Annotated in this window: 21 protein-coding genes and 1 pseudogene; 11 read left to right on the top strand and 11 right to left on the bottom strand. The window is 66.6% G+C overall.

Translation table 11 applies throughout. The features are described 5' to 3' along the window. Positions 1-141 precede the first annotated feature (141 nt). Genes Q7V45_RS13475 through Q7V45_RS13460 form a run of 4 tightly spaced genes read left to right on the top strand, consistent with a single transcriptional unit; the run spans position 142 to position 3388 of the window. On the top strand, positions 142-1014 hold the full coding sequence (locus Q7V45_RS13475; protein WP_304852756.1) for a branched-chain amino acid ABC transporter permease: 873 nt from the start codon (positions 142-144) through the stop codon (positions 1012-1014). After that, the gene (locus Q7V45_RS13470) at positions 1011-1973 is read left to right on the top strand and encodes a branched-chain amino acid ABC transporter permease (RefSeq protein WP_304852754.1); all 963 of its coding nucleotides are present in this window, start codon (positions 1011-1013) and stop codon (positions 1971-1973) included. Before Q7V45_RS13475 ends, Q7V45_RS13470 begins: the two co-directional genes overlap by 4 nt. Continuing rightward, positions 1966-2694: an ABC transporter ATP-binding protein gene (locus Q7V45_RS13465; RefSeq protein ID WP_304852751.1), complete on the top strand. Its 729-nt coding sequence runs from the start codon at positions 1966-1968 to the stop codon at positions 2692-2694. The genes Q7V45_RS13470 and Q7V45_RS13465 overlap by 8 nt, the downstream gene beginning before the upstream one ends. Beyond that, positions 2687-3388: an ABC transporter ATP-binding protein gene (locus Q7V45_RS13460; RefSeq protein WP_304852749.1), complete on the top strand. Its 702-nt coding sequence runs from the start codon at positions 2687-2689 to the stop codon at positions 3386-3388. Before Q7V45_RS13465 ends, Q7V45_RS13460 begins: the two co-directional genes overlap by 8 nt. On the opposite strand, the pseudogene Q7V45_RS13455 reads toward Q7V45_RS13460, so the two are convergent. Further along, positions 3387-3608, bottom strand: a pseudogene (locus Q7V45_RS13455) (integrase); the annotation flags it as partial. The gene Q7V45_RS13460 and the pseudogene Q7V45_RS13455 overlap by 2 nt on opposite strands. Before the next feature lie 240 nt (positions 3609-3848). Between Q7V45_RS13455 and Q7V45_RS13450 the strand changes: the two are divergent. Beyond that, positions 3849-4622, top strand: coding sequence for a class I SAM-dependent methyltransferase (locus Q7V45_RS13450; RefSeq protein ID WP_304852747.1), 774 nt, complete (start codon positions 3849-3851; stop codon positions 4620-4622). Positions 4623-4869: 247 nt separating this feature from the next. On the opposite strand, the gene scpB is transcribed toward Q7V45_RS13450, so the two are convergent. The 8 genes from scpB to Q7V45_RS13410 form a co-directional block, all read right to left on the bottom strand. Further along, the gene (gene scpB, locus Q7V45_RS13445) at positions 4870-5640 is read right to left on the bottom strand and encodes a methylmalonyl-CoA decarboxylase (protein ID WP_304852744.1); all 771 of its coding nucleotides are present in this window, start codon (positions 5638-5640) and stop codon (positions 4870-4872) included. Between the two features lie 11 nt (positions 5641-5651). Then, positions 5652-6770, bottom strand: coding sequence for an acetyl-CoA hydrolase/transferase family protein (locus Q7V45_RS13440; protein ID WP_304852741.1), 1119 nt, complete (start codon positions 6768-6770; stop codon positions 5652-5654). 3 nt (positions 6771-6773) lie between these two features. Beyond that, positions 6774-6944, bottom strand: coding sequence for a CoA-transferase (locus Q7V45_RS13435; protein WP_304852739.1), 171 nt, complete (start codon positions 6942-6944; stop codon positions 6774-6776). 112 nt (positions 6945-7056) lie between these two features. After that, entirely contained in the window at positions 7057-8211 is a 1155-nt protein-coding gene (locus tag Q7V45_RS13430) for an NAD(P)/FAD-dependent oxidoreductase (RefSeq protein WP_304852737.1), read from the bottom strand. Beyond that, positions 8208-8585, bottom strand: coding sequence for a fluoride efflux transporter CrcB (gene crcB / locus Q7V45_RS13425; protein WP_304852735.1), 378 nt, complete (start codon positions 8583-8585; stop codon positions 8208-8210). The genes Q7V45_RS13430 and crcB overlap by 4 nt, the downstream gene beginning before the upstream one ends. Further along, on the bottom strand, positions 8582-9601 hold the full coding sequence (locus Q7V45_RS13420; protein WP_304852733.1) for a P1 family peptidase: 1020 nt from the start codon (positions 9599-9601) through the stop codon (positions 8582-8584). The genes crcB and Q7V45_RS13420 overlap by 4 nt, the downstream gene beginning before the upstream one ends. Then, complete coding sequence (locus tag Q7V45_RS13415; protein ID WP_304852731.1) at positions 9598-10344, bottom strand: SDR family NAD(P)-dependent oxidoreductase; 747 nt, start codon at positions 10342-10344, stop codon at positions 9598-9600. Before Q7V45_RS13415 ends, Q7V45_RS13420 begins: the two co-directional genes overlap by 4 nt. Before the next feature lie 65 nt (positions 10345-10409). Continuing rightward, positions 10410-10841 (bottom strand): CBS domain-containing protein, encoded by a 432-nt coding sequence (locus Q7V45_RS13410; protein ID WP_304852729.1) that lies wholly within the window; start codon positions 10839-10841, stop codon positions 10410-10412. A gap of 82 nt (positions 10842-10923) precedes the next feature. Here Q7V45_RS13410 and queC point away from each other — a divergent pair, with 82 nt between their 5' ends. Further along, positions 10924-11637, top strand: a complete 714-nt coding sequence (queC, locus tag Q7V45_RS13405) for a 7-cyano-7-deazaguanine synthase QueC (RefSeq protein ID WP_304852727.1) — start codon at positions 10924-10926, stop codon at positions 11635-11637. A gap of 4 nt (positions 11638-11641) precedes the next feature. On the opposite strand, the gene Q7V45_RS13400 is transcribed toward queC, so the two are convergent. After that, entirely contained in the window at positions 11642-12160 is a 519-nt protein-coding gene (locus Q7V45_RS13400) for a DUF4142 domain-containing protein (RefSeq protein WP_304852725.1), read from the bottom strand. A 95-nt stretch (positions 12161-12255) separates the two neighbouring features. On the opposite strand from Q7V45_RS13400, the gene Q7V45_RS13395 reads away from it, so the two are divergent. From Q7V45_RS13395 to Q7V45_RS13385, 3 genes are all read left to right on the top strand, one after another. Beyond that, positions 12256-12822: a VUT family protein gene (locus Q7V45_RS13395; RefSeq protein WP_304852722.1), complete on the top strand. Its 567-nt coding sequence runs from the start codon at positions 12256-12258 to the stop codon at positions 12820-12822. Continuing rightward, positions 12819-13265 (top strand): TIGR01244 family sulfur transferase, encoded by a 447-nt coding sequence (locus tag Q7V45_RS13390; protein ID WP_304852720.1) that lies wholly within the window; start codon positions 12819-12821, stop codon positions 13263-13265. Before Q7V45_RS13395 ends, Q7V45_RS13390 begins: the two co-directional genes overlap by 4 nt. An 85-nt stretch (positions 13266-13350) precedes the next feature. Next, positions 13351-14181, top strand: coding sequence for a universal stress protein (locus Q7V45_RS13385; RefSeq protein ID WP_304852718.1), 831 nt, complete (start codon positions 13351-13353; stop codon positions 14179-14181). 102 nt (positions 14182-14283) lie between these two features. Here the strand turns inward: Q7V45_RS13385 and Q7V45_RS13380 are convergent, their stop codons facing one another. Next, positions 14284-15741 carry a hypothetical protein gene (locus Q7V45_RS13380; RefSeq protein ID WP_304852716.1) on the bottom strand — a complete coding sequence of 486 codons (1458 nt, stop codon included), beginning with the start codon at positions 15739-15741 and terminating at the stop codon, positions 14284-14286. A gap of 118 nt (positions 15742-15859) precedes the next feature. Between Q7V45_RS13380 and Q7V45_RS13375 the strand changes: the two genes are divergently transcribed. Beyond that, on the top strand, positions 15860-16993 hold the full coding sequence (locus Q7V45_RS13375; RefSeq protein WP_304852714.1) for an efflux RND transporter periplasmic adaptor subunit: 1134 nt from the start codon (positions 15860-15862) through the stop codon (positions 16991-16993). A 3-nt stretch (positions 16994-16996) separates the two neighbouring features. Then, positions 16997-20161: an efflux RND transporter permease subunit gene (locus Q7V45_RS13370; RefSeq protein WP_304852712.1), complete on the top strand. Its 3165-nt coding sequence runs from the start codon at positions 16997-16999 to the stop codon at positions 20159-20161. Positions 20162-20472 lie beyond the last annotated feature (311 nt).

Below are 20472 nucleotides of genomic sequence, written 5' to 3'. Positions count from 1 at the left end.
CCTGTTGCCCATCCTTCGAGACGCGCCGCGGGACGGCGCTCCTCAGGATGAGGTAAGTGCTTGAATCGATTCAGTTCATTTCCGGCCAGCCTCTCAGGATGAGGGATATGGTTCAACCCGAAGCCGAAAGACTCTGAAGGCGTGTTCGATCCCGCCTTTCTCTTCGCGGGCGTCCTGAACGGCCTTCTGGCCGGCGGAATCTACGTTCTGGTCGCCGTCGGCCTGACGCTGATCTACGGCGTCCTGCACATCATCAATTTCGCCCATGGCAGCCTGCTGATGCTGGCCATGTATGCCGTCTTCTATCTCTGGCGGCTGATCGGCATCGATCCCTACGCCGCCCTGCCGGTGGTCATCGCCGGCGCCTTCGGCTTCGGCTTCGTCCTCTACCGATTGCTGATCGGCCGCTACAATCACGGCCGCGACGAGAACATCCTGCTGATCACGCTGGGCCTCTCGATCGTGATCGACAATGTCGCGCTGCTGTTCTTCGGCGGCGACACGCAGACCATCGACGTGCCCTACGCCGGCACCTTCGTCGAGATCGGCGCCGCCTTCCTGCCGCTGCCCAAGATCATCTCGTTCGGGGCCTCGCTGGTGATCTGCGCGGCGCTCGGCGTCTACATGGCAAAGAGCGACATGGGCAAGGCGATCCGCGCCGTCGCCAAGGAGAGGCAGGGCGCGCGGCTCGTCGGCATCGACGTCGAGAACGTCTTCGCCGTCTCCTACGGCATCGGCATCGCCTGCCTCGGCGCCGCAGCGTGCCTTTTGATGCCGACCTACTACGTGACGCCGTCGTCGGGCCATGCCTTCGTCCTCGTGGCCTTCACCATCGTCGTGCTGGGCGGCATGGGCAGCTTCGCGGGCGCGGCGGTCGGCGGCTTCATCATCGGCATCACCGAATCGCTGGGCGGCCTGTTCCTGGGCGAGCAGCTCGGCCAGATCGGCATCTCGCTGATCTTCATCCTGATCCTGCTGCTGAAGCCGACCGGCCTGTTCGGGAGCAAGGCATGAGCCGCGCTGTGCTCCTCTGCGTCGTCGGGCTCGCCGCGGCCGTGGCCTATCCACTGCTGGTGCCGAACTATCTCGTCACCATCGGCATGCTGGTCTTCTTCACCGCTTTCATCGGCCAGTCGTGGAACATCGCCGGCGGCTTCGCCGGCCAGACCTCCTTCGGGCATGTCGTGTTCTTCGGCACCGGCGCCTATACCTCGACCATCCTGCAGGTGACCTACGGCTGGAACCCCTGGCTCGCCTGGCCGGTCGCGATGGCGGCGGGCGGCGCGGTCGGGTGGATGATCGCGGTGCTCTCGTTCCGCGCCGGACTGCGCGGCTCCTATTTCGCGCTGATCACGCTGGCTTTCGCGGAGGTGTTCCGAATCCTCGCCAACTCCGTGCCCTTCACGAAGGGCGGGCTCGGCATGCTGATCAAGGCCGACCCGCGACCGGCCAACTTCCAGTTCAAGGACCCGATCTGGATCTACTATCTCGCCCTGCTGCTCTGCATCGTCTCGCTGCTGATCGCCTGGCAGCTGACGCGCAGCCGCTTCGGCGCCCGGCTGGTGGCGATCCGCGAGAACGAGGATGCGGCCCGGGCGCTGGGCATCGACGTCTTCGCCGAGAAGGTGAAGGTGCTCACCCTGTCCGGCGCGATGTGCGCGGCCGGCGGCACCTTCTATGCGCAGAAATACCTCTACATCGACCCCGGCATCGCCTTCGGCGTCGACAAGTCGGTCGAGATGCTGCTGGTCAGCATGGTGGGCGGCGCGGGCACGATCTTCGGGCCGCTGATCGGCTCCTTCACCCTGATGGGCATCAACGAGGTGACGCGCTGGCTGGCCAGCGTCGTGCCGGCCCTCAAGAACGTCCAGCCGCTCAGCCTGATCGTCTACGGCATCATGCTGATCCTGATCGTGGCGCGCCTGCCCGACGGGCTGATGAGCCTGTTCCGGAGAAGGCCGCGCCATGCTTGAGGTGCGCGACATCTCGAAGTCGTTCGGTGGCCTCAAGGCCGTGGACAGCGCCTCGCTCGACGTGGCCTCGGGCGAGATCGTGGGCCTGATCGGCCCCAATGGCGCCGGCAAGACGACCCTGTTCGCGACCATTGCCGGCTTCCACCGGCCCGATGCCGGCACGGTCTCCTTCGAAGGCAAGCCGATTACCGGCCTGGCGCCGCATCGCATCTGCGCCACCGGCATGGTTCGCACCTTCCAGATCACGCAGCCCTTCGCCGGCATCAGCGTGCGCGAGAACATCATGGTCGGCGCCTATTTCCGCACCGCCGACCGCCGCCTGGCCGCGCGCGAAGCCGAGGCCGTGGCGGCCCTGGTCGGCATGACGGACCAGCTCGACCAGCGCGGCGCCGACCTCACTGTCGCCGGCCGCAAGCGGCTCGAACTCGCGCGTGCCCTGGCGACGGGACCGCGGCTCCTGCTGCTCGACGAGGTGATGGCCGGGCTCAACCCGACCGAGATCGTCGAGATCGTGGGCGTCATCCGGAACATCCGCGCTTCCGGCGTCACCATCCTGCTGATCGAGCACGTCATGCAGGCCGTGACCTCGCTGGCCGAGCGCGTCTACGTGCTGAACCAGGGACGCATGATCGCCGAGGGCACGCCCGCTGCCATCGCCGACAACGAAGCCGTCATCGAAGCCTATCTCGGCCATGGGGCCGCCAAGGTGCTTCGTGCTTGAAGTCTCGGCCCTGCGCGCCGGCTATGGCGCCATCGAGGTGCTGCGCGGCGTCGACCTCACCGTCGGCGCGGGCGAGATCGTGGCGCTGCTGGGCAGCAACGGCGCGGGCAAGTCGACGCTCAACAACAATGTCTCGGGCCTCTATCGGCCGTTCGGCGGCGCGATCCGGTTCGACGGCACGGAGATCACAGGCGCCTCCTCCATGCGCATCGTCGAGACAGGCCTCGTGCAGGTGCCGGAAGGCCGCCGCGTCTTTCCCAACCTGCCGGTGCGCGACAATCTCGAGCTCGGCAGCTATCGCCGCGGCAAGGCCAACCGCGCCGCCAACCTCGAGCGCGTGCTCGGAATCTTCCCGCGCCTGCGCGAGCGATTGACCCAGTCGGCCGGGACGCTGTCGGGCGGCGAGCAGCAGATGCTCGCGATCGGTCGCGGCCTGATGAGCGAGCCCCGGCTGCTGATCCTCGATGAACCCTCGCTCGGCCTGTCGCCGCTCCTCGTCGAGGAAATGTTCGGCCTGATCGGCCAGCTCAACCGGCAGGGCCTCGCGATCCTGCTGGTCGAACAGAACGTCGTGCAGTCGCTCGCCATCGCGCACCGCGCCTATGTCCTGGAGAACGGCCGCATCGCGCTGTCCGGCAGCGCCGCCGACCTCGCCCGCGATCCCGATCTGAGGCGCAGCTATCTCGGTCACTGACTGCCTCGACCCGGATGGCGACGACGTCGCAGCCAAGAAGCTTGCTGTCGATCGCCAAATTGAACATCGCGAGGTCGCGAACTCGGCCTTCGACCTGGAGCTTCGTCCGGATCGACCAGACATGTTTTGGTCGCAGCGGCGGCTTTGCTCCTGTCAGCCTGCCATTGTTCCAGGGCACGCGCTCGCGGGGCGTCGGGGTAGCGATCACTTCATCTGACATAGTCACCCTCGTCGGTTACAAATCCGAGGAGCATGAGCCGCCTGTTAAGACACTGAAATCGGGTCCGCTTTCGGATCACTGCGGACTTGGCCTGCAGTGTGGCCAAATACGACCTGTAGCGCTTGCCCCGAACCGGACATGGCTTGCTTCAGCACTTCGTTTGACAAGGCTTGCTTTGCACGATGCTTTCCCCCATGTCATCGCCCTGCTCCTTGGTTGCTTCCCTGGCGGTTCGTCACAATGCCGAAAACTTCCGAAATTGCTCTCCTCTTTCCCATCGAGTCGCAGAGCAGCATTCGCGACAAGGAGTTCCTTCTTGCTGCGCAGCGGCTGATCGGTGACTTCGCGCCCTGCTACGACTACCTGGAAATCGGGTCTTTTCTCGGCGGCAGCTTGGCGCCCTTTCTCAGGGACCCAGCCTGCACGTCGATCCTTTCCATCGACGAGCGCGGCAAGACCCTGCCCGATGAACGCGGCGCTCTGTTCGACTATGCCGGCATCACCACCCAGTCGATGCTCGACCGCCTGCACGAGGCGGGGTTGGCAACGACGAAGCTGACGACTCACGATGGGTCAATCGACACGCTGCCGCCGTCGGATCGTCGGTTTGATCTCGCTTTCATCGACGGCGAGCATACTGACCAAGCCTGCTTCCGCGATTTCCTGTGGGCCCTGCCGATGATGAAGACGGATTCGGCAGTCATGTTTCATGACAGTTCGCTGATCTACAAGGCAATCAGGCTGATCGGTCTTCTTCTGCGCAAGGATGACCGGCCTTTCGCGTTTCTGAAGAACCATGGTTCGGAAATGTCGGCAATCTTTCTCGGCGATTTCAGCCGATGCCATCTCGGTCGCTACTTCGAAGCCGGCGAGGATCGCGACGATTTTTTCGCCGCATCGGAGATTTCCGTGCTGGAACACAATATCCGCAATCGCGTCCGTAGCGGACCCAGCGAAGAGCGTTTGACTTCTGTCACCATTGATCCGCCAAAGTCGGAGAAAGCCTACTACTGACGTTCGGGATTTCGGCATAGGCGAACCGCGCCTATGTTCTGGAGAACGGCCGCATCGCGCTGTCTGGCAGCGCCGCCGACCTCGCCCGAGATCCCGATCTGCGGCGGAGCTATCTCGGTCACTGACGAACGCGCCTCAGACCGATTGCCTCGCCATCCGCCCGCTCACGTCGACAGCCTCACCGGGCGAAGATCCGCACGGGACACGGCGCTATGGTCGATGCGCCCTGCCCGCGCCAGACACCGGCTCAGAATTTTGGCGCACGCTTCTCGAGGAATGCCGCCGTGCCTTCATGGTAGTCGGGACCGAAATAGACATCCCGGCGCAGGCCATGGAGGTATTCATAGGTCGCCGGGTTGATCGGGACCGATTCGCTCAGCACGCGGATGGCCTCCTTGGAGGCAGCAATCGCCTTTGAGGAACGCGATGCGATCGTCCTCGCCATCGCGTAGGTTTCCGCCTCGAGCGACGCCGCCGGCACGACTTGATTGACGATACCGGCGCGCTCCGCCCGTTCGGCCGAAATGAGATTCGCCGAGAAGAACATCTCCTTCACCACGGTCAGCGGCAGGCGACTCATGAAGTTGAGAATGCCGGCCACGTTGTACGGCAACCCGAGCTTCGCAGGCGTGATGGCGAAGGCGCAGGTCTCGTCGCCCATCACGAGGTCGCAGGCCATGACCAGATCACACGCACCGCCCCATGCCGAACCGTGAACCATGGCGATCACCGGCGCCGGAAACGCCTTGACCGCCCGCAGCAACTGCTCCAACGGATCGCTATAGGGCAGCGGGTCGACGTCCGCCCTCGGCAGCTCGCCGACATCGTGACCGGCCGACCAGACCTTGCCCCCGGAGGCGCTGCGCCGCACGACCACGCGTGCGCCATCGGCCTTGAAGGCATCCAGGGCTGCGATCACCTCGGCAATCAGGTCCGCGCCGAGGGCGTTGCGCTTGTCGTCATGGTCGAACGCAATGGTGCCGATCTTGTCGGCCAGCGAAGTCCGGATCAGCGGCATGCGATCAATCCTCAGATCAACTTGACTTTGCGGGCCGTAGACGTCAGCTCGTCGCGAAAAGCCGGATGGGCGATTCCGATCAGCGCGAGGGCGCGTTCCTTGGTCGACTTGCCCCGCAGATTTACCGCACCGTGTTCGGTGACCACCCATTCGACGTCCATGCGGAGGTCGGTCACCATCGCGACCTTCGGTACGATGCTGGAGACCGTTCCCTTCCGTGCCGTCGACTGGATCGCGATGATCGACTTGCCGCGCTTCGCGAGCGAAGCGCCCTTCACGAAGTCGAACTGGCCACCCGACCCGCTGTACTCATGCTCGCCGATGAATTCGGCGTTGACCTGCCCGTAGAGGTCGATCTCGATCGCCGTATTGACCGAGATGAAGTCGTCGTGCTGCGCGATGACCCGGATGTCGTTCACGTACGACGATGCGTAGCTCTCGAAGGCGCTGTTGTCGTTCATGAAGGCGTAGGAGTCGGTCGTACCGAAGGCCACGGTGAAGACGTGCTTGCCGGGGTGGAGCGTCTTGCGCGCGCCGGTGATGACGCCCTTCTGGACCAGGTCGGCCATGGCCGGCGAGAACAGCTCGGTGTGGATGCCGAGGTCCGCATGCTTCTCCAGGGCCATGGCAACACCGGAGGGAATCTTGCCGATGCCGAGCTGGATCGTGGCGCCGTTCGGCACCATGGGCGCCACCAGGGCGCCGATGGCACGTCCCTCGGGCGATGGCTCGGCGACCCCCGCCTCGATCAGCGGTACGTGGTTCTCGACGATCGCAGCCACTTCGCTCACGTGAATCTGCGACTGTCCGAAAACCCGCGGCATATTGCGATTGACCTCGACGATCAGACGCTTGCATCGCCGCGCGGCGGTCGAGGCGAAATCGTTGTTCGTGCCCAGCGAGAAAAAGCCACCCCCGTCCATCGGCGAGACCGTCACGATGAAGGTGACGAGCGCGATGATCTCCTCGAACAGGCGGGGGATCTGGCTGAAGTTGACGGGAACGAAGCTCAGGAGCTTCCTGCCGGTCTTGAGCTGCCGCTTGATGATCTCGTGGTCGGGGCCGCCGATGAAGAAGCTGTGGGCGTCGACCTTCTCGATGACATCCTCGGCCAGCAGCGACGTGGCCAACGGCTACATGGCGATCTTGTAATAGAGCCGTATCTTTTTGAGGTCGTTGGATCGCAACCGATCGGCAAGCGCCGCCAGCAAAGCCGGCGGTTGGCCGATCGCCATGCCGAGGGAAACCGTGGCACCATCGCGAACGCCCGCAACTGCCTTGGCGGCGGTCGTCAGCTTGGCCATGTAAAGGTCAGCGCAACTTGTCGCCATCGTTCCATCCCCCGATCGGCACCTGACCATGTCGCCAAGTCGCTTGCTCAGTTGAGCCGACAAGGGGACCGTTCAACACGCCTGCCTACACCGTCTCGCCGGCCACCCAGCCCGACGACCAGGCCCATTGGAAATTGTAGCCGCCCAGCCAGCCGGTCACGTCGACCGCCTCACCGATCGCGAACAGGCCCGGGACCTTCTTCGCCTCCATCGTCTTAGACGACAGCCCGTCGGTGTCGATGCCGCCCAGCGTGACCTCGGCCTTGGCGTAGCCCTCGGTGCCGGTCGGCACGAAGGTCCACGTCTTCAGGCGGTTCGCCAGCGTGTCGAGATCGCGGTCGCGCTGGTTGGCCATGAGGCCCTCCGGCGCCAGGCTCTGCGCCAGGCGCTGCGGCAGGACCTCCGCGAGGATCGTGCGTAGCTCGGCCTTGGGCCGAGTGCGCTTGCGCTCCTTCAACAATGACGCGGCATCGAGATCTGGCAGCAGGTCGACCACGATCTCCTGTCCCGACTTCCAGTAGGATGAGACCTGCAGGATTGCCGGGCCCGACAGGCCGCGATGAGTGAACAGCAGGGCCTCACGAAAGCTCGCCCGACCGCAGCACGCTTCGACGTCGAGCGACACGCCGCTGATCTCAGGCACCGGGAGCGTGAGCGGCACCAGCGCCGGCCGCGTGTCGGTGATACGCAGCTTGAAGTGGCGCGCAACATCGTGCGCGAAGCCGGTCGCGCCCATCTTCGGGATCGACAACCCTCCCGTCGCTAGCACGACGGAGGTCGCGGAGAAATCGCCGTGGTCCGTCGCGACCGTGAAGCGGTCCGACTTCTCGACGCGCGTCACCTTGTGCGCCACCCGCACATCGACGCCCACCGCCGCGCATTCGTCGAGCAGCATCGCCACGATCTGCCGGGCCGAGCCGTCGCAGAAGAGCTGGCCCAAGGTCTTCTCGTGCCAGGCGATACGGTGCTTGTTCACCAGCTCGATGAAGTCGTGCTGCGTGTAGCGCGCCAGCGCCGATTTGCAGAAATGCGGATTGGCCGAGAGGAACGCCTCGGGCCGTGCCTCGCGGTTGGTGAAATTGCAGCGGCCGCCGCCCGAGATCAGGATCTTCTTGCCGACCTTCTCGGCATGGTCGAGCAGCAGGACCCTGCGGCCGCGCTGGCCCGCCCGCATCGCACACATCAACCCCGCGGCGCCGCCGCCCAGGACGACGACGTCGAAACCCGGCGGCTGGCTCACGCCAGCGCCTTGCCCATGATCCAGAGCGCGGCGGCGAGGCCCGCGATCGCACCGGCGACCGAACCGCCGACATAGAGCGCGGCCATCAGATATTCATGCCGCTCCCACAGCAGCACCGCGTCGAGCGAGAAGGCGGAGAAGGTCGTGAACCCGCCCATCACCCCGGTCGCGAGGAAAAGGCGCAGATGGCCGGCCGCACCGATCCGTTCGGCAAACCAGCCGGTGATCAGGCCCATCAGGATCGAGCCCAGGATGTTGATCACCAGCGTGTGCCAGGGAAAGTGCGAGCCCAGCAGGCGCGCGACCCAGATGTTCATCCCGTGTCGGGCGGCGCCGCCGATACCGGCGCCCACGAAAACGACCAGGTAGCTCATGGCCGACCGCCTCCGAACTTCGTCTTCCAGTCGGGTACGGCATTCGCGAAGGGCAGCGCCGTCGCCTCGTAGACGCCGCGCGCCACGGCCCGCGCCAGGCAATCGGCCGCCACGGTGCCGAGTTCCGTCAGGACCGGCGGATTGCCGCCGCGGCCCGCCTTGCCGGTCGCGGCAGCAAACACCGTGTCGCCGTCGTTCGGCGCATGCACGGGGCGCAGCGACTTGGAGAGTCCGTCATTCGCCATGATGGCCAACCGCTTGCACTCCGCCTTGGTGAGCGTCGCGTCCGTGGCGACCAGCGCAATGGTGGTCGCCGTAACCGGCAAGGGCTGTCCCTTGAAGCGCATCTTCAGTGCATCCTCGGGTAGCCGGGCCGGCCAGCCCAGGCCGCCGAACTCGCTTCCCTGCTCATAGGCGCCCGCCCAGAAATGCGGGCCGCTGCCGATCGTGGCCGAGCCCACCGCGTTGACCGCAACCAGCGCGCCGACCGTGAAGCCCTGGCTGGTCCGGGCGCTGGTCGATCCCAACCCGCCCTTCAGGCCCGCCGTGGTGGCGCCGACGCCGGCCCCCGCCGTGCCCAGCGCAAAGTCGTGCGCTGCCACCAGCGCGGCGTCACGACCGAGAGCCCAGTAGGGCGGCTCGTGCTTCACCGGCTCGCGCATCCAGTCCTTCGCGCCGCCGTTGACCAGGTCGAACAGGATGGCCTGCACCGCCACCGGAATGGCGAGGCCGCCGAAGGTGCGGCCCTGGCCGCGCTGGCAGAGCACGGCCGAGGCGCCGCCCGCCGCGTCGAGCCCGTACACCGAGCCGCCCGACAGCACGACGGCGTCGATCATCTCGCCCACCATCTCGGGCTCGAGCGAGGTGCCCATCCGGTCGCCCGGCGCACCGCCCAGGGTCGAGATGCTGGCCACGGCGCCCTGTTCGAAGATCGCGACCGTGGCGCCCGTGGCGGCGCGCATGTCCTGGGCGTTGCCGACCAGGACGCCGGGCACGTCGGTGATCAGGTTCCTCATGTCAGGAACTCGCCGCCGTTCACGTGGATCGTCTGGCCGGTGATGAAGGTGCCTTCCGGCCCGACCAGCAGGCGCACCATGGCCGCGATCTCCTCGACCGTGCCGAAGCGCTTCAGCGGAATCGGACGGTTCACCGCCGGACGTGCGCCCGCCGCGGCCCCGCGCGTCGTGTCGATGGCGCCCGGCGCCAGCGCATTGCAGGTGATCTTGTGCGGCGCCAGTTCGACCGCGAGCGCCCGCATCAGGCCTTCGAGGCCCGACTTGGAGGCCGACACGTGACAGCGGTTGGGCGTGCCGACATGGGTGGAAATGCCGGACAGCGCCACGAAGGCGCCGCCGCCCCGCGCCACCATCTGGGGCACGATCGCCTTGCCCAGCAGGAAGGCGCCGTCGAGCGCGACCGACATGATCTCGCGCCACTCCTCGAACGACATGTCGAGGAAGGAGGTCTGGCGGCGCAGGCCCGCGTTGCTGACGAGAATGTCGACGCCGCCGAACTTCGCGGTAGCCTCGGCCGCGAGACGCGGCGGCACGGTCGGATCGGAGACATCGCCCATGGCGGCCATCGCCCGGCCCCCGGCGGCCTCGATCTCGCCGACGACGGCATCGACCGCCGCTCTGTCCGAACGCCCGTTGACCACGATGGCCGCTCCGTCGCGCGCGAGGGTCAGCGCGATTGTGCGCCCGATGTTCTTGCCCGCGCCCGTCACCAGCGCGACCTTGCCTTGCAGGGGTAATGACATGACTTCTCCGCCCAGGGTCCGGCCGGGACCCTAGCGGAGATCGTGTCCGAACTTAAGCGCAGCCGTCAGCCGGCAACGATGTAGGCCCGCAGCGCCTCGGTCTCGTGATGGGCCTCTTCCAGACGCGTCTTCACGACGTCGCCGATCGACACCAGGCCCAACAATTCGCCATGACGCACCACCGGCAGGTGACGGAAGCGACCGCGCGTCATGAGCTGCATGACATGCTCGATCGAATCGTCGGGATCGCAGGTCACGACATCGCGGGTCATGATGGTGCGCGCCTCGAGGTCCAGGGCGGCGGCGCCGTGCCTGGCGAAGGCGTGCACGAGGTCTCGCTCGGAGACGATGCCGGCGACCGAATCGTCGGAATCGAGGATCAGCACCGAGCCGATGTGACGGGTGCTGAGCTGCTGGGAAATCTGGCCGACCGAGGTGCCCGGCGTGACCGTGTGAACGAGACCGCCCTTACGCGACAGGATATCGGAGACGAACATGGGTTCCTCCTTCTGTGGTGGATGGGTCTGCTGAACGCCAACACTGTAGCGCGGAGGGAGGTTGCGGGCGATAAAGCCCCTCATGAACGATGCCCGATCTGCCCTCGTCCTCTTCTCCGGTGGACAGGACTCCACCACGTGTCTGGCCTGGGCGCTAGAGCGATTCGCGCATGTCGAGACGGTCGCTTTCGACTATCGCCAACGGCACCGGATCGAGCTCGAACAACGGCTCGTCGTCCTCGATCAGATCCGGCATCGCTTCCCGCACTTGGCGGAGCGGCTGGGTGAAGACCATTTCATCGACATGGGCGTGCTGGGACAGATCAGTGACACGTCGCTTACGCGCGACGTCGCCTTCGCGATGGAAAAGGACGGGCTGCCCAACAGCTTCGTGCCGGGCCGCAACCTCCTCTTCTTCACCTTCGCGGCCGCCGTGGCCTGGCGGCGCAACATCCGCAACCTGGTGGGCGGCATGTGCGAGACGGATTTCTCAGGCTATCCCGACTGCCGCGACAACACGATCAAGGCGCTGCAGGTGACGCTCAACCTCGGTATGGACCGCGCCTTCGTGCTTCACACGCCCCTGATGTGGCTCGACAAGGCCGAGACCTGGGGACTTGCCCACGAGTTGGGCGGCCCGCCTCTGGTCGATCTCATCCTGGAGCACACCCACACCTGCTACGACAGCGTCCGAGGGGCGCGGCATGACTGGGGCCACGGATGCGGCGAGTGCCCCGCCTGCGCCTTGCGCAAGCGGGGCTTCGTCGCGTGGCGCGAGGGCAAGGCCTCGCTGTAGGAGCCTAGCGGCCGCCGGCCAGCTGACGCGCGCCGGTCAGGTTCTGCTGGATCTTCGGAAGCTGGCCCTGGGCATAGCGGCGCAGAGCACCGTTGCCCCCGTCCTGTGAATAGGCGCCGTACTGGGCATTGGCGTCGATGTGCGCGGCGAGCTGGGCGTTGGCATAGGCGGTATCGAACTCCACGCCTTCCAGTACCTGCAGCCGCTGCAGCGTGGCCGTCCAGCCCGGCGCGTTGCTGGGATCGGGCGCGTAGGAGACGCCCGCTTCCTGCCGCGCCTTGCTCAGGTACTGCGCCGCCTCGGTCTGGTCGGCCACCATTCGGGCCGCGAAGCCGCGGACATTCTCGTTCGTTGACTTGGCCAAGGCGAGCCGGCCGGAGGCGATCTCGAAGTCGTTGAACTCCTGGGCAAAGCCCACAAAACGGGAATCGGGCAGTGCATTGACCGCGAACGCGGCGGTGACAGGGAGGGCCGACAGGGCGGCGGCGCCGAACAGGACCGAGCGGCGGGCGAGGCGTTGCATGAAAGGTCTCCTGGATTGTGTGCGACCTAACGCAACCCGTGCGATGGGGTTCCCGAGGGTTCCAGTGGCACAGCAGACCTGCTAGGAGCGCGGGCATGAATTCGACCAAGCAGGCAAAGCTCGCGGGCCTGATCTGTTTTCTGGGCTTCATCGCCTGCATCCCGCTCGCCAACTGGATGATCGGGAATGTCGGCGCCGTCTGCGTCCCGCAGGGGCCGTGCCTGGTGCCGGTCTGGCCGTGGGGCCCGGGCGGCAAGCCCCTGATGGCGCCCTCGGGCGTCCTGATGATCGGGCTGGCGCTGGTCCTGCGCGACCTCGTGCAGCGACGGCTCGGACGCGGCGTCGCCGTCGGCGCCATCGTGGCGGGGGCCGCCCTGTCGGGGGCCGTCGCGCCGACACAGCTTCTCGTCGCCTCGGCGACGGCCTTCCTCCTGTCCGAACTCGCGGACTTCGCGGTCTACACGCCGCTGCAGTCGCGCGGCCTCGTGCTGGCCGTGCTGGCCAGCAGCCTCGTCGGCCTTGTCGCCGACAGCGTCCTCTTCCTGTGGCTGGCCTTCGGCAGCCTCGACTATCTGGCCGGCCAGATCCTGGGCAAGCTCTGGATGGTCCTGCTGGCCCTTCCCTTCATCCATTGGATCCGCAGGCGGGAGTTGTCGACATGAGCCTTTCCCTGTTGCCCGTCGACGATCGGGTCTCCGTCTCCGGTCAGCTCGATCCGAGCGACATGAAGGAAGTCGCCGCTGCAGGCTTCACCGCCGTCGTGAACAACCGACCGGACGGAGAGGCCTTCTTCGGCCAGCCGAAGACAGCGGACCTGCGGGCGGCCGCCGAAGCAGCCGGACTGCAATTTCTCGACCTGCCTTTCTCCGGTCCGCGCGCGACGCCCGACCAGGTGCGTGCCTTCGCCGACCTGCTTGCGGAAGGCGACGGCCGGGTCGTCGCCTTCTGCAAGAGCGGCATGCGGTCGGCGCTGCTCTGGGGCGCGGCGTCGCTGGCCAATGGCCGCTCGATCGACGAGGTCCTGCACGGCGCACGCACTGCCGGCCAGGAGTTGGACGGCGTCGCAGAGCTGATGACCGGCCTCGCACAGGCGGCGCGACGCTGAGCCGCCGACCGAAAGACTTGGCTTGCACCCGAGGCGCCGCCGCTTCTTAATCGCGCGTTCTGAAGAATCCCTGGGGGAGTAGTCCATGTTGAAGTCGATTCTGGCCGTGTCCGAAGGCGGTCCCGATGCCGCGATGTCGTTCCGGCTGGCCGCCCGCGTCGCCGGCATTTTCGACGCCACCGTGGATGCGCTGCACCTGCCGGTCGGACCGGCCGGCGGCGCCATCGGCGGGCTCGCCATGAGCGGCGAGGCGATGCCGCTGATCATGAACCTCGACGACGAGCGCCTCGAGGAGCGAGCCAAGGAATCGAACCGCGCCTACAAGGAAGTGCTCGGTTCCAACGCCGGCTCCACCTACACCGCCGCCGAAACCGCGACGCTCGACACGCTGGTCGCCATGGGCCGCTGCTCGGACCTGCTGGTGCTCGGTCGCCCGGGCTCCGACCCCGAGAACGTGGCGCCCGCCACCGTCGAGGCCGCCATCCACGAATGCGCGCGCCCCGTCATGATCGCGCCGCCGAACGCCGGCAGCGGCGGCTTCGGCTCGGTGATCGTCGCCTGGAACGGCAGTTTCCAGGCCGCCCGCGCCGTCGAATACTCCCTGCCGTTCCTCGCGAAGGCGAGCGCCATCACGATCCTGGTCGTCGGCTCCAAGGCCGACGATGTCGGCGCCTCGTATCTCGCGCGCAATCTCGGCCGGCACGGCCTCAAGACCACCATCGACGCCATCGATCCCGGCGCCGTGTCGGGCCGTGCCCGCGGACGCGCCCTGCTCGACTACACGCACGGCAAGGGCGCCGACCTGCTGGTGATGGGCGCCTATGGCCGCGGCCAGGTGATGAGCTTCCTCGGCCTGGGCGGCGCCACCGGCAAGGTGATCTCGTCCTGCCGCGTGCCGCTGCTACTGGCGCACTGAGGCCGAGCAAAGCTCGGCCATAAGACGAGGGCACTTCCCCTTTGCGGAGTCCGCAAAGGGGAAGAGACTGCCCGAGGACACTGATCGACTTCTTGACCAGCCTCAGGGACAGGCGCCGGCGCCCTGGCTCACGACCTGGGGATCGCTGCAGGCCGTACAGGCGTTGCCGTAGGTCTTGCGCGTTCCGTCGCGCAGCAGGCCGCAGGCAGGGCGATAGTCCTTGCTGCACATTTTCGGCCGCGGGTCCGCGCAGGGTCCGCCGGCCACCGGCAACGATTCCGGCGCAAGCTCGGCGCGGGTCAGGCGGAACAGGAACGGCTGGGTCCGATATTCGCTCAGTGTGCCGAACATGAAGATCTTCGAACCCACCGCGGGCAGCGGGCTGAGCGGCCGCATCATCACAACGTCGAGTTCGACGAGGTTGCGGGCCTGGGCCTCGTCGGTGATCGCACCCTCGATGCGCTCGGCTGTGGCGGTGACGACCTTGAAGGGCAGCTTCAGCCGCTGTCCGCCCTGCTGCCTGTCCCCGATCGCCTTCCACACCGCTTCGGCTGCCCGCTTGTTGGCAGGGCTGACATCGCGATGGCGCAGCACGAGCACCCACTGCGGCGGCGTCAGCTTGGCCGGCTCGTTGTCCTCCAGGATTTCCAGCGCTCGCTCGGGGGGCGTCATGTTGCGCGGGATCGATTTCCTGAAGTTGGCGGGCGGTGTGCTCTCGTTAGCGACGCGTGTCACGATCGCGTCCCATCCTTCCTCGCTGCCGCGATAGACGCTGTAGCGCGAGCGGAGGTAGCGATCGATGTCCTGCGCCGCCGAGTCGTTCTTCGCCGCCCTGGCGATGGCGATGGCACGGGCGCCGTACCAGAAGCCCAGCGCGTCGACCGGCGAACCTTCGAGCTGGACCACCGAATACTGGTAGACGTCCTGCAGGTTGGCCGGGTCGGCCGCCACGGCGATGCGATAGTAGTCGCGCGCCTTGTCGTAGTCCTGCGCCTGCAGCGCCGCGAAGCCCAGCACCCCGTTGAAGATACCCGCCATTTGCTCCTTGAGCTGGGCGAAGCCGGCATCGTCGAGCAACGCAGGCTTCTGCCACCTGGACATCACGGCAAGCCCGCGCTGGGAGGCCGCGACTGCGGCTGCCAGCGCCGCGGTGTCGCCGCCGGAGGCCTTGAGGCGACCGACATAGGCACGGTTGGCCAGCGCGCGCACATTGTCGGGATCGACCTGGAGCAGGCGCGCAACGAGGACGTCGGCCTTGGCCGGCTGGTTGGCCGCCTGCCAGGCCGAGATCGCCTGCTCGTGGGCGTCGAGCCGCAGGACGCTGCCGGGATACCAGGCAATGAACACCTCCATTGCCTGCGCCCGCCGCGCCGGGTCCTTGGTGTTCAGCGCCGCCATGTAGCTGTCGTATTCGGCGGGGTTGGCGAAGGAGCTGCGTTGGGCCGGGCTGCCGGCTGCCGAAGGGGCAGGTGTCTGCGGGGGTGTCTGTGCGGCAGCATTGAACGACGCGACGGCACACGCCGCCGCGAGAACGATAGCCAACCACCGCCATGCCGCCATCCCCGACTCCTCTCCGATCACGCGCTGTGTTGCAAGGCCCATCTCGACTTGAATTGCCGTGACCATTTGGGCGAATTAAGGCACTGTTCCGCCAATAGTTTTGAGCGGGGACTTCAGGATGAAAGACCGACGTTCGACGGCGTCAATGCTCGTCGCTGCGGCGCTTTGGGTTGCCTGCAGCATGGCGCCGGCCCTCGCACAGCAACAGGGCGGCCCACCGCCGGCCGTGCTCGTGCAGGCCGCCGAGATGAAGCCGATCGCCGACCAGGCCGAATTCATCGGCCGCGCCGCCGCCGTCGACAAGGTCGAATTGCGCGCCCGCGTGAAGGGCTTCCTCGGCCCGCGCAAGTTCGCCGACGGTGACCCGGTCAAGAAGGACCAGGTCGTCTTCACCATCGAGCCCGAGACCTACCAGGCGGCGGTCGACCAGAAGAAGGCCCAGCTCGACGCTACGCGGGCCGCGCTGGCGAATGCCGAGCTTCAGCTGAAGCGCGCCGCCGAGTTGCTGCGCACCAATACCGGCACCCAGGTCACCTACGACCAGCGGCTCTCCGAGCAGCTTCAGGCCAAGGCGCAGGTCGAGGACGCCAGCGCCCAGCTCCGCGACGCCGAACTCCAGCTCTCCTATACCGACATCAAGTCGCCGATCGACGGCCGCATCGGTCGCGCCGCCTTCTCGCCGGGCAATCTCGTCAGCCCCGAATCGGGGGTGCTGGCCACCGTCGTCAGCGAGAACCCGATCCGCGTGCTCTTCCCCGTGACGCAGCGCGAGCTGCTCGACGCGCGGCGCGACCAGGCCGCCGACCCGAACGGCATCGTTGTCCGCATCCGGCTTGCCGACGGCTCGATCTACAAGGAAATCGGCAAGATCGACTTCATCGACAACACGGTCGACGCCAAGACCGACGGCCAGATCGTGCGCGCCACCTTCCCGAACCCGGAAGGCATGCTGACCGACGGCCAGACCCTGCGCGTCATCATCGAGGGCGAGACGGTTCCGACATCGGTGGCCGTACCGCAGGCGGCCATCGCCCAGGACCAGACCGGCGCCTACCTGTTCGTCGTCAACGACAAGAACGCCGTCGAGCAGAAGCGCGTCCGGACCGGCGTGTCGCGCGACGGCATGGTCGCCATCACCTCGGGCCTCAAGGAGGGCGAACGGGTGATCGTCCAGGGCCAGCAGCGCGTGAGGCCGGGCATGACGGTCAATCCCAGCGTGGCGCCGCCGTCGGCCTCGACGCAGAAGCAATAAGCCATGACGATCTCGTCGCTGTTCATCCGCCGGCCTCGGCTGGCGTTCGTCATCTCGACCGTCATCACCATCGCCGGCATCATCGCCATGACGGCGATGCCGGTGGCGCAGTTCCCCGACATCGTGCCGCCGCAGGTCCGCGTCACCGCGACCTTTCCCGGCGCCTCGGCCCAGGCGGTCGAGGAAAGCGTGGCACAGGTCATCGAGGCGCAGGTCAACGGCGTCGAGCGCATGATCTACATGAAGTCGACGTCGGGCGGTGACGGCAGCTACCAGCTCACCGTCAGCTTCGAGGTCGGCTCCGATCCCGACCTCAACACCGTCAACGTCAACAACAGGGTCAACCAGGCCATCGCCCTCCTGCCGCCCGAGGTTCAGCGGCTGGGCGTCACCACCAAGAAGCAATCCTCGGCGCTGCTGCAGGTCGTGGCCGTCTATTCGCCCAACGGCACGCGCGACGCGCTGTTCCTGTCGAACTTCACGACCATCACCCTGCTCGACACGCTGCGGCGCGTGCCCGGCGTCGGCGAGGCCTCGCTGTTCGGCGCGCTCGACTATTCCATGCGCATCTGGCTGAACCTCGAGCGCATGGCGAGCCTCGACATCACCCCGAACGAGGTGGTGCAGGCGGTCCAGTCCCAGAACGTCCAGGCCGCGGTGGGCCTGGTGGGCGCGGCGCCGCTGCTCGACGATGTCAGCTTCCAGCTCAACATCACCACACAGGGTCGCCTCGTCACGGTCGAGGAGTTCGAGAACATCGTGGTGCGCGCCAAGTCCGATGGCGCTCTGGTCCGGGTCAAGGACATCGCCCGGGTCGAGCTGGGCGCCAAGACCAGCGACCAGCTGGGCCGCTACAACGGCCAGGCCGCGGCCGGCATCCAGATATACCAGCTGCCCGGCGCCAATGCGCTGGCCACGGCCCAGGGCGTGCGCGACGCGATCAAGGCGCTGGAGCCGCGCTTCCCCGAGGATGTCGCCTACAACGTGATGTACGACACCACGGTCTTCGTGAAGGCCACGATCGAGAGCGTGATCCACACGCTGATCGAGGCCTTCGTGCTCGTGGCGATCGTCGTCTTCATCTTCCTCGGCAACCTGCGCGCCACCCTGATCCCGATCATCGCGGTGCCGGTGGCCCTGATCGGCACCTTCGCCGTCATGCTGGCGCTGGGCTATTCGGCCAACACGATCTCGCTGCTGGCTTTGGTGCTGGCGATCGGCATCGTGGTCGACGACGCCATCGTCGTGGTCGAAGCGGTCGAGCACATCCTCGAGCACGAGCCGGAGCTCACGGTCGCCCAGGCGACCGAGAAGGCCATGGGCCAGGTCACGGGGCCGATCATCGCCATCACCCTGGTGCTGCTGTCGGTGTTCATCCCGACCGCCTTCATCCCTGGCATCTCGGGCCAGCTCTACTCCCAGTTCGCCGTGGCCGTGTCCGTCTCGATGGTCATCTCGGCGATCAACGCGCTCTCGCTCTCGCCGGCGCTCTGCTCGCTGATCCTGCGCCATCGCAAGAAGCCGACCGGCGTCATGGGCTGGATGCAGGGCCGCATCGACAGGACGCGCGACGGCTACACGAAAGTCGTGACGCCGCTGGCGCGGCGCGGAATCATCGCGCTCCTGCTGGTCGTCGGCTTCGCCGCCGCGACCGGTGGCATCGGCTCCCTGGTGCCCTCGGGCTTCCTGCCCGACGAAGACCAGGGCGCCTTCATGGCCGAAGTGCAGCTCCCCGATGCAGCGTCGACCAACCGTACGCTCGCCGCGGTCGAGGAAGTCGAGAAAACGATCGCCGACAAGCCCTGGAAGCAGAGCGTCTTCACGGTCTCGGGCTACAGCCTGATCGACGGCCTGGCCCTGCCCAATCGTGCCCTGGTCGTGGTCGAACTGAAACCGTTCGATCAAAGGAAGGACGCCTCGCTCTCGGTGTTCCAGGCGCTGAAGGAACTGAACATCGCCTTCAGCCAGATTGCTTCCGCCAACGTCTTCGCCTTCAACCTGCCGCCCATCATGGGTCTGGGCAATTCGTCGGGCTTCGAGTTCGTGGTGCAGTCGCTCGCCGGCGCATCGCCCACCGATCTCGCCGCCGTGGCGCGCGGCGTGATGATCTCGGCCCAGGAAGTGCCGGAACTCGCGGGAGTCTACACGACCTACAGCGCTTCGACGCCGCAGATCAACCTGAAGCTCGACCGCGAGCGCGCCCAGGCGCTGGGCATCTCGATATCAGACATCTTCTCAGCGATGCAGACCGCGCTGGGCGGCGCCTACACCAACGACTTCAACCTGTTCGGCCGGACCTGGCAGGTGAAGGTGCAGGCCGAGGCCGCCGACCGCAGCAAGGTGAACGACGTGTTCCGCATACGCGTGCGTTCGGCGAGCGGCGAACTCGTGCCGCTGCAGGCGGTGGCGAACATCGAGATGGTCACCGCGCCCTCCTCGGTCGTGCGCTACAACAACCTGCGCTCCGTGGTGGTGAACGGAGCGCCCGCGCCAGGCTACTCCTCGGGCGACGCCATCGCCGCCATGGAGAAGCTCGCGACCCGCACCCTGCCCGCCGGCTACGGCTTCGAATGGACGGGCACCGCGCTCCAGGAAAAGGCGGCCAGCGGCCAGACCGGCTTCATCCTGGGCCTCGCCGTCGTCTTCGCCTACCTCTTCCTGGTCGGCCTGTACGAGAGCACGGCGATCCCGGTGGCGGCGCTGCTGTCGGTCATCGTCGGCCTGTTCGGCGCGGTGACGGCACTGCTGATCGCCGGCCTCGACAACAACATCTTCGCCCAGATCGGCATCGTGGTGCTGATCGCGCTCGCCGCCAAGAACGCCATCCTGATCATCGAGTTCGCGATGGCAGAACGCGCGAAGGGTGCCGACGTCGTCACCGCGGCGACGACGGCCGCCAACCTGCGGTTCCGCGCCGTCATGATGACCTCGTTCGCCTTCATCCTGGGCCTGGTGCCGCTGGTCATCTCCTCGGGCGCCGGGGCCGCGACCCAGCGCGCCGTCGGCACCGCGGTGTTCGGCGGCATGATCGCCGCCTCGTTCCTCGGCATCTTCGTGATCCCGGGCCTCTATGTCGCCTTCCAGCGCTTCCGCGAGACGGTGAAGGGCTGGATGGGCGTCAAGCCGCCGGCGGCTCCACCGTCGGCTTCGGGAAAATCGGATCACTGAAGCCTTAAGTCATCACGCCTCACTGGCTTCCCCATTCAAATGGGGAAGTGCCCCGTCATACGGGGCGATGGGGTCATGGGCCTTGCTATGCTTATGACCCCTCCGACGGCGTAAGACGCCGCCACCTACCCATTTGAATGCAGGGCTGTCCGGGGAAAATGACGCGCGACTTCGGATAGGGGAAAATTGTCATCCCGAGCGCAGCGAGGGTGTGGATTCAAGTTTGAAGTGCAACAGTTGAGCGATGAATACCTCGGCCGGGGTCTTGAACCCAAGGCATTTGCGCGGGGTGTTGTTGTAGGCGGCGATGC

This window comes from Reyranella sp., from assembly GCF_030651995.1.
Classification (GTDB): Bacteria; Pseudomonadota; Alphaproteobacteria; order Reyranellales; family Reyranellaceae; genus Reyranella.
Note: the sequence above shows the minus strand (reverse complement) of the source record. Positions and strands in the feature narration are given on the sequence as shown.

Bases quoted from the DNA above. Each gene is read 5' to 3' on its own strand.
- Q7V45_RS13400 (WP_304852725.1), bottom strand. From the start codon at position 12,160: ATGCAACGCCTCGCCCGCCGCTCGGTCCTGTTCGGCGCCGCCGCCCTG.
- Q7V45_RS13435 (WP_304852739.1), bottom strand. From the start codon at position 6,944: ATGGCCAAGCTGACGACCGCCGCCAAGGCAGTTGCGGGCGTTCGCGAT.
- Q7V45_RS13380 (WP_304852716.1), bottom strand. From the start codon at position 15,741: ATGGCGGCATGGCGGTGGTTGGCTATCGTTCTCGCGGCGGCGTGTGCC.
- Q7V45_RS13415 (WP_304852731.1), bottom strand. From the start codon at position 10,344: ATGTCATTACCCCTGCAAGGCAAGGTCGCGCTGGTGACGGGCGCGGGC.
- Q7V45_RS13470 (WP_304852754.1), top strand. From the start codon at position 1,011: ATGAGCCGCGCTGTGCTCCTCTGCGTCGTCGGGCTCGCCGCGGCCGTG.
- Q7V45_RS13385 (WP_304852718.1), top strand. From the start codon at position 13,351: ATGTTGAAGTCGATTCTGGCCGTGTCCGAAGGCGGTCCCGATGCCGCG.
- Q7V45_RS13370 (WP_304852712.1), top strand. From the start codon at position 16,997: ATGACGATCTCGTCGCTGTTCATCCGCCGGCCTCGGCTGGCGTTCGTC.
- scpB (WP_304852744.1), bottom strand. From the start codon at position 5,640: ATGCCGCTGATCCGGACTTCGCTGGCCGACAAGATCGGCACCATTGCG.
- queC (WP_304852727.1), top strand. From the start codon at position 10,924: ATGAACGATGCCCGATCTGCCCTCGTCCTCTTCTCCGGTGGACAGGAC.
- Q7V45_RS13375 (WP_304852714.1), top strand. From the start codon at position 15,860: ATGAAAGACCGACGTTCGACGGCGTCAATGCTCGTCGCTGCGGCGCTT.
- Q7V45_RS13420 (WP_304852733.1), bottom strand. From the start codon at position 9,601: ATGAGGAACCTGATCACCGACGTGCCCGGCGTCCTGGTCGGCAACGCC.
- crcB (WP_304852735.1), bottom strand. From the start codon at position 8,585: ATGAGCTACCTGGTCGTTTTCGTGGGCGCCGGTATCGGCGGCGCCGCC.
- Q7V45_RS13410 (WP_304852729.1), bottom strand. From the start codon at position 10,841: ATGTTCGTCTCCGATATCCTGTCGCGTAAGGGCGGTCTCGTTCACACG.
- Q7V45_RS13395 (WP_304852722.1), top strand. From the start codon at position 12,256: ATGAATTCGACCAAGCAGGCAAAGCTCGCGGGCCTGATCTGTTTTCTG.
- Q7V45_RS13390 (WP_304852720.1), top strand. From the start codon at position 12,819: ATGAGCCTTTCCCTGTTGCCCGTCGACGATCGGGTCTCCGTCTCCGGT.
- Q7V45_RS13465 (WP_304852751.1), top strand. From the start codon at position 1,966: ATGCTTGAGGTGCGCGACATCTCGAAGTCGTTCGGTGGCCTCAAGGCC.
- Q7V45_RS13450 (WP_304852747.1), top strand. From the start codon at position 3,849: ATGCCGAAAACTTCCGAAATTGCTCTCCTCTTTCCCATCGAGTCGCAG.